General features: G+C 47.7%; 7 protein-coding genes. 1 reads left to right on the forward strand and 6 read right to left on the reverse strand.

Features of this window, described 5'->3' with window-relative positions; translation table 11 throughout:
* Positions 1-6 precede the first annotated feature (6 nt).
* The 6 genes from DQN70_RS04245 to DQN70_RS04270 form a co-directional block, all read right to left on the reverse strand.
* Positions 7-2,229 (reverse strand): heavy metal translocating P-type ATPase, encoded by a 2,223-nt coding sequence (locus tag DQN70_RS04245; protein WP_023937516.1) that lies wholly within the window; start codon positions 2,227-2,229, stop codon positions 7-9.
* 24 nt (positions 2,230-2,253) lie between these two features.
* A complete protein-coding gene (locus DQN70_RS04250; protein WP_023940994.1) occupies positions 2,254-4,239 on the reverse strand; it encodes a DNA topoisomerase 3 in 1,986 nt (661 codons plus the stop codon).
* A 265-nt stretch (positions 4,240-4,504) separates the two neighbouring features.
* Positions 4,505-6,445: an LTA synthase family protein gene (locus DQN70_RS04255; protein ID WP_023940996.1), complete on the reverse strand. Its 1,941-nt coding sequence runs from the start codon at positions 6,443-6,445 to the stop codon at positions 4,505-4,507.
* A 54-nt stretch (positions 6,446-6,499) separates the two neighbouring features.
* Positions 6,500-8,293, reverse strand: coding sequence for a chloride channel protein (locus DQN70_RS04260; RefSeq protein WP_231968868.1), 1,794 nt, complete (start codon positions 8,291-8,293; stop codon positions 6,500-6,502).
* A complete protein-coding gene (locus tag DQN70_RS04265) occupies positions 8,290-9,690 on the reverse strand; it encodes an exopolysaccharide biosynthesis polyprenyl glycosylphosphotransferase (protein ID WP_023941005.1) in 1,401 nt (466 codons plus the stop codon). Before DQN70_RS04265 ends, DQN70_RS04260 begins: the two co-directional genes overlap by 4 nt.
* Positions 9,687-10,265 (reverse strand): L-threonylcarbamoyladenylate synthase, encoded by a 579-nt coding sequence (locus DQN70_RS04270; protein WP_023941006.1) that lies wholly within the window; start codon positions 10,263-10,265, stop codon positions 9,687-9,689. Before DQN70_RS04270 ends, DQN70_RS04265 begins: the two co-directional genes overlap by 4 nt.
* Before the next feature lie 465 nt (positions 10,266-10,730).
* On the opposite strand from DQN70_RS04270, the gene DQN70_RS04275 reads away from it, so the two are divergent.
* A complete protein-coding gene (locus DQN70_RS04275) occupies positions 10,731-12,086 on the forward strand; it encodes a serpin family protein (protein ID WP_023941009.1) in 1,356 nt (451 codons plus the stop codon).
* Positions 12,087-12,101 lie beyond the last annotated feature (15 nt).

The raw sequence follows: 12,101 nt of genomic DNA on the forward strand, positions 1-12,101 counted from the left end.
TGAAAACTATAAACGTCTTAGGCGCAAACTGTTCATTACAACGATCACCGAACTGCAAGCCATGGCTGCTGCTGCCACCCCGGGTTTGAGTACAGTATGCAGCACCGGATACAGCAAGCCGGCAGCAATGGGGATAGAGATGACATTGTATATCATTGCCCAAAAGAGATTTTGCCGAATAATGCGTTTGCTTTGGCCGGAGATTTCCATAGCCCGAACTACTAGATTGAGATCCTGACGCATAAGGGTGATTTGTGCCACTTCTTTGGCTATGTCACTTCCTCCTCCCATGGCAATACCTATATTAGCTCTACTCATGGCTTCAGTATCGTTAATGCCATCCCCTACCATGGCCACCTTTCTGCCTTTTTCTTGCAATTGAGCTATATAGCTTAGCTTGTCTTCAGGTAGCAACTCCCCTTTTACTTCGGAGATAGATAGTAACTGCGCTACACGCTCCGCCTCAGTTTGACGGTCTCCACTAAGCAATACAACCTGTTTGCCCAGCTCTTGGAGTTTGGCTATTGCTTCTATATTGGATTGAGGGATCAGATCTGACAATACAAAAGCGGCAAGCCATTCATTCTCGCGAGCAAAATATATTTGCGAACCTTGCATGGCCATTTCCGGAGCAGGTTGTTCGATCAGTTCACTGCAATAATCCACTGAGCCAATCCGGTAGAGTTTATCCCGGTAGACAAATGAAACTCCTCGCCCCGGCTCTTGTATCGGAGCAGGGAGAGTCCCCAGCTCAGGAAGAAGTTGTCCCATTCGATTGTTCCTCAGATGTTGGGCTAAGGCCGAAGCTAGAGGGTGGGAGCTTCGTTGCTCTATGGCATAGAGCAGAGCCCGCAGTTTGTCACTCTCGGGATCTTCGCTAAACCAACTCTCTTGTCTCACTGTGGGCCGGCCTATGGTGAGTGTACCGGTCTTGTCGAAAACGAAAGTATCGATTTTGTCCAGCTCTTCAAGAGCTTCGGCCGAGCGTAGTAAGATTTGTTCTTCTGCAGCTTTCCCTACAGCTACAGCCACGGCTGTAGGAGTGGCCAAGCCTAGAGCGCAAGGGCAGGCTATTACAAGCACGGCAATGGCTGACAATAGAGCCGAAGACCATATTTGAGTACCTCCAACAAAAATCCAGGCTAAGAAAGTAACTACGGCAATGGCCAATACAACGGGGACAAATACGGCAATTACTTTGTCTGCCAAGCGCATGGAAGGAGCTTTGGAGGCTTCTGCTTCACGTACTGTGCGAATAATCCCGCCAAGTATGGTATCCGAACCCATCAGCTCGGCTCGTATTAGCAAGTCAGCTGTCGGCCCATTAACCGTACCGGCGTATACTCTGGATCCGGCAAGTTTCTCAGCAGGAACAGCCTCTCCGGTAATCATTTGCTCATCTACCGAGCTAATTCCTTCTACGACTTCCCCATCGACCGGTACTTCACTCCCCGGGAGGACACGCAATAAGTCGCCCCGTCTGATCTGTGAAACAGCCACCTCTTGTTCTTCTCCGTTGTCTTGAACGCGTCTGGCTGTACGCGGACGCAGGTTCATTAACGCACGTATAGCTGATCGGCTTTTTCCGGTGGCTCTCGTTTCGAGCCATTTCCCGGTAAGGACAAAGGCTAAAATCATTGTGGAGCCATCCAAATGTATAGCTGCATCGGTGTGCTGCAAACCGGGGAGCCACAGGCGCACCATGGCATAAATGATCGAAGCCGTAGTACTGAAAAAGATAAGTGTATCCATGGAGAATACGGCGTGTCTCAATTGCTTGATTGCCGAGAAAATGTAGCGTCTGCCACTGATTAGGTAGACGAGCAAGCTGATGGCCAAAACAAGTCCGGGAGTTCCCTCATGCCCCTTTATCCACATATACAACATTGAACATAGTAGTCCTACCCAGGCAATCGACAAGTCGATGCCGAGACATATTCGTTCTCGTTTTTGAGCGGCTTCTTGCTTGCGCATAAGCTCCTCATCTTCGTCGGCAATAATCAAGTCGAAACCGATAGCTCGTATTGCTTTGCGTATATCGTTGTCGGTAAGAACACTCTCTTTCTCTAACTGCAAATGCAGCATTGCTGCCGCAAAATCGACCTTCGATTCACAGACACCGGGGAGCTTGGCCACAGTCTGTTCTACATTGTGAGCACATCCAGCACAGTGCATACCCAATACGGGGTAGTGTTTGTAAATGGGATGAGATTTAGTATGTGTATTCATCGTTTCGAATAAGTAAATGGTGAACTAATCTTGTGATGATTGTAAGGCAGACCGTATTTGGTCCGCAGAGGCTTCTTTGGGACACTGTTCAAAGGACATACGCCAAGAGCAACCTTTTTGCCATGCCGAACATCCGTAGGCTGTTCGGCCACGTAGCAGGTGCCCTTCTTGGCAGAGAGGACAGTGGATAGAGAAGAGTTCGGTATCAGAAGCGGGAGAGGAGGCTGGGGCAGGTGTGGCAAAAGCATCTGTAACAACTTGGTGTACCATGCTCTTGAGTTCGTCTATGAAACTTGCAGCCGGGAGTTGTAGCTTTTCTATTTGTCTGAGTTTGCGTTCCCACAGACCTGTGAGCTCTACACTTTTGAGTAGATCGGATTTGACAAGGTCGATCAATCTCACCCCCAGATCTGTGGCAATGAGAGCTTTGCGTTTTTTTTCTACATAACCTCGCTTGAGTAAGGTTTCGATGATACTGGCTCGGGTACTTGGTCGCCCGATTCCATTTTCTTTGAGAGCCGATCGCAATGATTCGTCTTCGGTCAGCTTACCGGCTGTCTCCATTGTCCGCAGTAGAGTTGCCTCGGTATATTGTTTGGGGGGAAGTGTCTGTTTCTCTTGTAGATCGGGTAAATGTTCTCCCTGTTCTCCAACTTCGAAGAGAGGCAGACTGCGCTCTTCCTCTTCCGTTGCGCTCTCTTCTTCTTCTTTTTCTTCTGCCGAAGGTTTGGCGAAAAGGATGCGCCAGCCCTCTTGGGTAATGACTTTCCCTGTGGCTTTGAATGGGATTTGCTCCACCTGTCCCAGAACAGTCGTTGTGTTGAAAAGGCAGTCGGGATAGAATGCTGCTAAGAATCGTCTGACAATCAGATCGTACACTTTCTCCTCTGAGGCAGACAAAGTTGTTGCCGGCTGCCCTGTAGGGATAATAGCGTGATGATCGGTGATCTTACTGTTGTCAAAAACCTTTTTGCTTTTGCGCAACTTGGATTGGAGCAGGGTTTGTACATGGGGTTCATAGCCCTTTAGTCCTTTGAGTATATCAGGAGCTTTGGGGTAAATATCCTCCGGCAGACAGACAGTATCTACTCTCGGATAGGTAGTAAGTTTGCGCTCATATAGTGTCTGCACTGTATGTAAGGTCTCCTCTGCACTAAGGCCGAATTTCTTGTTACACTCTACTTGTAAGCCCGTCAGATCGAAGAGGTAGGGAGGTAAGTCTTTCCCTTTCTTTCCCTCTATGGATGTAATTTCAAAAAGTCCTTCTCTGATTTGTTCGATAGCGGCAAGAGCTTCTTCCCGATCTGTGTAGCGACCTTTGGCTGCGTGGAATAGGACAGACCGGTAAGTCGTTTTCAGCTCCCAATAAGGTTCGGGAATGAAGCTTTCGATCTCTTTGCGACGAGATACCAAGAGGGCTAAAGTAGGGGTCTGCACACGCCCCACCGAAAGAGTTTGTCCGCGACTGCCATATAGTAGGGTATAGAGACGAGTGGCATTGAGCCCGAGCAGCCAGTCTCCTATGGCTCTTGCTAATCCGGCTTCGTAGAGAGCTTGATAAGATTCGGCCGGCTTGAGAGAAGCGAAGCCTTCGGAGATAGCTTCTTTAGTTAGGGATGATATCCAAAGGCGTTTTACCGGGCAATTGCAGCCAACTTGCTGTAATACCCAACGCTGTATCAACTCTCCTTCTTGCCCGGCATCGCCACAGTTGATCACTTCCTCAGCTTCTGCTACAATCCGGGCTATGATATCCAGCTGTTTGCGGTATGATGTGATATCGATTGGTTTGATACCGAATCGGGGAGGAATCATCGGCAAGTTCCTCACAGCCCATACTCGCCAGTCGGGGCGGTAGTCCTGAGGTTCTTTGAGCGTACAGAGATGGCCGAAAGTCCAGGTGACTCGATAGCCATTCCCTTCCAAGTAGCCATCATGTTTCTCTCTGGCTCCCAGGATAGCGGCAATTTCTCGTGCTACACTTGGCTTTTCGGCTATACATACTTTCATCTGTGCGGTCTTTATCTGCTAATGAACCGTTGCTGTAAGCCCAAAGAGGGGACATCACAAACCTCAAAGGAGCTAAAAGGCAACCTATCTGCAGATGTCCTTCCCTGTGCAACAAGCTCGGTATGCGAAGGTACAAAGCCTTTTCTGAAAGTCTAGAGACTTCCTTCCAATAGGGGAGTTGTTGTGCAAAATCTGCTTCCCGAGATAGTCGTACAGTAGGTTTTGCGGGCTATCCGAAGGTATCCTATGACAGGTGCAGTGCAGGCTATTTTTGTATAAGCCGATTATGAATCAGGCGACTATTGTAATTCTGTACGACAGCTGGTAAGAATTTATCCGGCACAACAGAGTTTTCCGTATCCGGCAGTAGAGGAGTTTGCAAGTGTTCGGATTTAAGTTCTCCCGATTCTTTCAGAGAAACAACCCGATCGGCACTCATCAATTTGTAGTCACCGTCGAAACACAATGCATAGTGGGGAGCCTTCGGATCGAACATGTTTTGCCCGAATGCAACAATACGCTCTTCTATGCCAAGCAGGTAGTTGATTGATGGGTAGATATCTGCCTGTTGTACAATAGTGTTTGTGTCGATATGATAGCGAGTAAGAGGTTTCCCGGGGGCAAACCAAAGCATGGGTACGGCGTAGCTGCCGGGGGTATTCTGGTATTCTGGCCTGCAGGATTGTGAGGCATGGTCGGCTGTGAATACGAACAAGGTATTGTAGTACCACTCCTGCTGCTTCGCTTTCTCAAAAAATGCCTTGAATGCGCTGTCGGTATAGCCTACACACTGGTGTTGAGGGAGAGAACCGAGAGGGAAACATCCTTCATCCTCCTTGGGAACCTTGAAGGGAGCATGGTTGGACAGCGTGAAAAGGCAGGCCATCCAAGGAGTGGGCTTGTGCGAGAGTTCATCGGCAGACTGGAGTAGGAAAGGTTTATCCCAGATTCCCCAAGTTCCATCGAAGTCGTTCTTCTCCGGATATTCGTTCATTCCATAGTATTCCCGGAAACCGACTTGTTTGGCAAACGCATCGAACCCCATTGATCCATTCGGTGCTCCATGCATAAATACCGTATGTTGGTAGCCATGCGAAGACAATAACCGTGGCATTCCCAAAACCTCGTTACCTGAATAGTGCGAGGTGACAAAGTTGGTCCCCAATGCTGGGACAGAAGTGAGGATAGAAGGCATCGCATCAATGGACTTTCGTCCATTAGCAAAGGCGTAGGGGAAACTGAGCACGTCTTCGTGCCTGATGAGAGAGTCGATGAAGGGAGAGAAGCCTCGGCCGTCTTCTTGCAGTGCTCCGATATGTTCTTTGGAGAAAGATTCTACAATGAAGATCATTACATTGTAGCCTCGATAGGCTCCGAATAGACTGTCCGAATCTGTTGTCGGAGCTGCTTGGTAGACCCCGTTGAAGAGCTGTTGTGCTTTTTCTTGGGGAATGTATTCCACCTCTTTCAATACTCTTTTCCCCATTGTGCGTATCAGGCAGAATGGAGTGTTGAGCACCAGATCTCTATCCTTGGTATTTTCTACATACAAACTGGCATTGCTCAATGTAATAGGTCGCAAACTATGTGCCCAACCTCCTCTCATAGCTCCCACGAAGAGCAGAGCTATCAGCAGTGAGCCGAGAGAAGCTCCCACGATCCTGCGAATTGCCGAACTCTCCCTTTCTGTCTGGAAGCGGACTCTCCCCGTCATCCACCATAAGAGGAATACCAAACCCACACCCAACAACGTAAGCCCGTAGTACTGTACTAAAAGCCTTCCCATGATCAAGGGGACAGAGTCGTTGGAGAACTCCTGAAAGACGCTCATTGTAGTACGTCTCAATACATAAGGGAAATAGCCGCTGTCTCCCACGTTAAGAATGACTCCCATTGCATTGGGTATGAAGAAAGACCAACGCAAAACTCTGCGTGAGATCTTGTGGGTGTAAACCTTGTTTGGCAAGAATGCCAAAAAGAGAAATACCAGCACGAAGGGGGCGCAGAGGTAGGCCATTGCAGAGGCATCGAATCGCAGCCCACCGAGCCAAGCTGTGGATACTTCTGAGGGGCTTAGATGTTGGTAGTAGTCATGATTGTAGAGGGCAAAAACCAGCCGGCCGATATTGAGGAATACCAGAGACAGTAATAGATTGTAAAGCAGACAGACAGACCTATAGGAGGTTTTGAAGTAGAATTTGTTCATCCGTTGGACCGATTGTAGTACTGAAAATAGAATATGTGGGAGGATTGGTAGAGGTTAGTCTCCCTCGAAGGTCTCAACCAATACGGTTCGATAAGAGTTGAATACTTTCGATTTGGAGATAAATCCCAGATAATGTCCATTTGTATCGATTACGGGTAAATTCCATGCCTGAGTGTCGTCAAAAATACGCATGATGTCCTCCATAGACTGCGTGTTATTGATCTTGGCTGGAGGGGAGACCATGAATTTTTCCACCTTGAAGCGGTCGTACAATTCCGGTCTGAACATGATGTTGCGGATATTGTCCAACAGCACAACCCCGAGCAGTATTCCCTCTTCGTCTACTACAGGAAAGACATTGCGAGTAGATTTGCCTATGACTTGCACCATGTCTCCGAGAGTCATCTGGGGCATTACTGGTTCGAACTCTGTTTCTACAACGCTATCGACAGACATGAGTCGCAATACAGCTTTGTCTTTCTGGTGGGTGAGTAGTTTGCCCTCTTTGGCCAAACGGAGCGAATAGATAGAGTGTGGCATAAATATGCGGATCGTGGCATAGGCACTGATCGATACCATCATGAGAGGGAGGAACAGATCGTATCCACCGGTAAGCTCGGCAATCAGGAAAATCCCCGTGAGTGGAGCGTGCATGACGGCTGCCATTACTCCAGCCATCCCCATGAGGGTGAAGTTTTTGTGTGGCAGGCGGATAAACCCGAAAAAGTTGATCGCATAGGCGAACATAAAGCCAGTAAGTCCGCCTACAAAAAGACTAGGCGCAAACAAACCGCCACAGCCTCCCCCAGAATTGGTAGCAACGGAGGCATATACCTTGAAGAGCACACTAAAGCCCAAGAACACGAAGAGCAGCCAGTACGAGTCGCTCCACCGCTCAAACAGACTCCCCTCCATGAGTGTGGCATAGTTTCCGTTGATGAGCCGTTCTATCGTGATGTAACCCTCTCCATAGAGGGAAGGGAAGAGGAATATCAGGCCCGATAGGATAAGAGCAGAGATGAGGAAACGTTTTGTGTAGGAGCGCATCCCTTTCATCCTCCCCTCCAGCATAAACATCATTTTGGAGAAATAGAGAGAAAGGAGACCACAGAGAATACCCAGCAAAATCGCAAAAGGAATACGATCCAGAGAGAATGGTTCAGTCTGGCTAAAATGGAACATTGCTTCCGTCCCTCCGATGATATAAGATACGGCAGCCGAGGTTACGGAGCTGACCAGCAAAGGCAAAATACTGTTGAGTGTGAAATCCATCAACAAAACTTCAACGACGAATACCAAACCTGTAATCGGAGCTTTGAAGATACCGGCTATGGCACCCGCAGCACCGCAGCCAACCAAAAGCATAAGCATCTTCTGTTCTTGACGGAAAAGCCGCCCTATATTTGACCCGATGGCAGCCCCTGTCAGGACAATAGGAGACTCGGCCCCAACTGATCCTCCAAAGCCAATCGTAATGGAGCTCGCCAACATGGAAGACCACATATTGTGCGGCTTGATCCGGCTTTTCCGTTGAGACAGAGCCAGCAATATCTTGGTGACCCCATGTCCTATATCGTCCCGTATCACGTAGCGCACAAGAAGAGCTGTGATGAGAATCCCGATTACCGGTAGTAGTAGATAGAGGAAGTTGTATGACCTCGATTGGGCTATCCAAAAAGCCTGTATATGGTGTATTGTTTCTTTCAGCAGGGTAGCACAGAGGGCTGTACATAGCCCAATGAGGAAAGCTAACATCAGTACAAAAGCTCTTTGGCTGATGTGCTTTTCGCGCCACAGCAGCAAGCTCTTGAACCATTGAGACATATTGCCCTCACTTGTCTTTTTCATTTTCCACTTCCTTTGATGAGAGTTTTCAGTGTATATACCAGTACTGCCAGATCCAGTTGCAGCGACATGTTCTCATAATAGAGCCAATCGTATTTGAGCCTCTCGTGCATTTCTTCCAGATTTGAAGCATAGCCATAGCGCACCATTCCCCAAGAGGTAATTCCCGGACGAACATTGTGCAGCAGGTAGTAGTAGGGTGCACGTTGGATAAGTAGGCGTATGTAATGTGCTCTTTCCGGCCTTGGCCCCACGAAGCTCATATCGCCTTTGAGTACATTCCAAAATTGTGGCAATTCGTCAAGGCGATACTTCCTCAATCGTTTGCCCAGCTTAGTGATACGATGATCGTTGTCCGAACTGAGCTTAGGTCCATCCATTTCAGCTCCCTGATACATCGATCGGAACTTGTATATCATGAATGGTTTGCCATGCAAGCCGATACGTTCCTGACAGAAGATAACAGGGCCTTCCGAGGAGAGTTTTACACGTATACTCAGATAGAGTAGCAGAGGGGATGTAAGGGCAAGTAGCAAAAGAGAGAATACTTTGTCGAAAAGCCATTTGACATTTTTCTCCCATTCGGCCATATTGGTCTCAGTCATATCCACCATGGGCTCTCCTGTCATAGCCGTCACTTTCACTTTGGCACCCGCAAAGAATAAGCTTTGTATGGGGACTTTGATTGGTAACTTGAAGGGGTAAAGTTTGTAGAGTAGTAGACTGATGAGTTCCGGACGAGTCCCTTCGAGCGAGACGACCAGAGATTCGGGGTTGTGTACGGATATAGCATAACTGATATCTTCAATCTGTCTGTCCAGCTCTCTTTCTCTTTCTTCGGCAGTATTGCCAAGATCCATGCACATTTCTTCGATAATCTCTTTTCCCATCTGTTGTAAGATGGCTCGGCTTCTGTCGAATGCTTCTCGGTCAGTGATGAGTAGGACCTTACTCTTGACTCCTTCCCGCCGATCTTTTCTGATCAACAGGGTGGTCAGTATCAGTCTGGGAGGATAAACGATTGCCAGCATCATCCCTGTCAGATAGAGAAAGAGTGGTAAATAAAGACTCGTATTGTGGAGTATATCATCCACAACCCAAAGTAGGAAAGTGATCACTGAACCTAAGAAAATGCTGATGATCGAGGAGGAAAACTCCACTAAACGGCTCTTATTCTTAGGCTTATTGTAGTACCCCGAAAGGGCAAAGAAACCGATCCAAAACCCTACAAAGGCTAGATATACGGCAATGGATTTGATACTTAGTAGATAGTCCCAAGACAGTAGGCCGACTCCATGTTCCAGCTCGTTGCGTATGCCATTGTAGCCAATGTATACGATGCTTGTGCTTAAAACATCGGTTAGGATGTACTTTCTCCTCAAAGATGACTCCGCATTCATTCTCGAATCACTTTTACCTGACCATCAACTTCCAATTTGATGATTTGGGAGGGCAAGGCTTTGCTTCTATCGTCTTGCCTGTAGCGAACTATATAGTCTACACCTTCCTTTATTTTCTGGCTTATTTCAGCAAAGCAAGCCGGGGAGGGCTCGCCACTGATGTTGGCAGAGGTAGAAACAACAGGTCTGCCGAGCATGCGACACAATTCGTGACTGAAGTTTTCCTTACTGATGCGGATTCCTAAACTGCCGTCTTCTGCAAGCAGTTCAGGGGCGATATTGCGAGCCGCTGGATAGATGATCGTCAGAGGTCTGACAGCCAGATCTATCATATTGTAGGCTAATTCGGGTACCTCTCTCATGAGACCGGGTAGCTTGGCCTCATGGTCGATCAGTACGAGCACAGCTTTGGAATCCGATCTTTGTTTGAGCTTATACACTTTTTGCACTGCGGCCGAATTGGTGGCGTCACAGCCAATTCCCCATACGGTGTCGGTAGGGTAGAGGATCACTCCTCCTTCCCGAAGCGTGCGTACAGCGGTCTGCAAATCGTCTTTGTCGTAAACAGTATTCATTTCAGGTTCTTAAGTGACCTCAGAGGCGAAGTTGTGCAAGTCTCCTCCCTCAGGGCAGGGACTTCGGCAAAATTAAGACAAATGCTGCATTGTAAGACGAGACTGCTGCGCAGATCCTCAAAAGGCCGTTTTCGCATTCTTTTTGGGCGTTTTTTTAGTGTAGCAATCACGAAGATATTGGGAGATTTGGATGTGTAGTCAGAGCTCAAGATCTATGATCGCACAACAAAAACTGTATGATGCAAAGTTTTTATGCAGTATTTCTTACTTAAGATCATTTAAGAGTTGAGAGAGGAGATTGTCTACGTGGGTTCACTTTCGTTTCAGCGGATTTGTCAAGGTAGTTCCCTTTGCTCATCGGCCTTTTTCTGAGGCCTAAGTCTCTGCGGTGTGGCAGAGTACAGAGAGACGAAAGAGAATGTAGTGAGTGTTGAAAATAGGTTTCACAAATAAAACAGAGGAGTTATGAAAACAAAATTGATTTGCCTAGCGTTGTCTTCCGTATTCTTCCTTGTGGGATGTGGTAAGGATAGTCCGAAAGGGGCCGATGTACCCCAGCCGGAAATTCCGATACCGGAGGGAGGGGTGGCAATCCTTTCTCAGCCCGAATTGCCCGAAAAGGGAGCGGATGTTCCATCTATAAAGAATACGGATAATGAGCCGATTACAGAGGCCGACAAGTTGTTGGTGAAGGGTGCCAATGGTTTTGCCTATAAGATGTTTGCCTATGTGGCTTCGAAGAGTCGTAATGAAAATTTGATTCTCTCTCCCCTTTCTTGGGAATATGCCATTGCCATGGTAGCTGCGGGGGCTTCCGATGAGGCTCGAGGGGAGTTGGTAAATGCAATGGGATGGAGTTCGGCAGACAGACAACAGCTCTCCGAATATCATAGACGTTTGACAAAAGACTTGGAAACGACCAGCTCTGAGAGACGCTTGTTTGTGGCTAATGCCCTTTGGGTGGATGAGCAACGGGTGCAGAAACTCAAAGCCGACTATCCACCGGTGATGCTTAAGTATTTCGATGCTGCCATGTCGGTTCTCAACTTATCTAAGGGGGAGGCTATTCGCTACATAAACGAGTGGATAGAGCGTAAGAGTTATGGAAAAATCAAGAATCTACTATCAGAGGATTTGGCTTCGGATGATTTGGCTATGATTCTCACAAATGTATTGTATTTCAATACTCCATGGGACAGGCCTTTCAGTAAGGCAGATACTAAGAAAGGGGAATTTATGGTAGCAACTGGGGCTAAGCAAGAAGTGGAAATGCTTCGAGGATGTAGAACTGAGACTTTGGCCGATTTGCCCGAGGCTCAGATATTGCGTCTGCCAACAGAGAAGAAAGGTTTCTTCCTTGATATCATCCTCCCCAAAAACAAAAAACAAGAACTGACGGCTGAGTTTTTTGCCAAGCATGACCCAATCAAGGTCTTTGCAAAGGAAGAGAATGCCATAATGAGGACGGTGGATATCTACTTGCCCAAATATAAATTTACCACCAAATCGATGCTGTTACTTAATGACGCTGATCAGGAAGGAGCACGACAACTGGGTTTGAGCAAGATTACCCAACCGGGTAACCTCATGGGAATAATGGATAATCCTAACCTTCTGGTAAGTAAGGTGTTGCAGAAGTGTATGGTTGGATGGGACGAAAAGGGCGTAGAAGCGGCAGCTGCCACTGCGGTGATATTTACCGACACTGCTGCCCCGGAAGAGCCGGTCGAATTCAAGGCAGACCATCCATTCTTCTTTACTATCAGCCATGCTGGTAGTGGTAAGTTGATGTTCTTAGGACGGGTAAACAGCATTGATTGACAGTGAATAGATCGT

This window comes from Porphyromonas crevioricanis, from assembly GCF_900476255.1.
Lineage (GTDB): Bacteria > Bacteroidota > Bacteroidia > Bacteroidales > Porphyromonadaceae > Porphyromonas > Porphyromonas crevioricanis.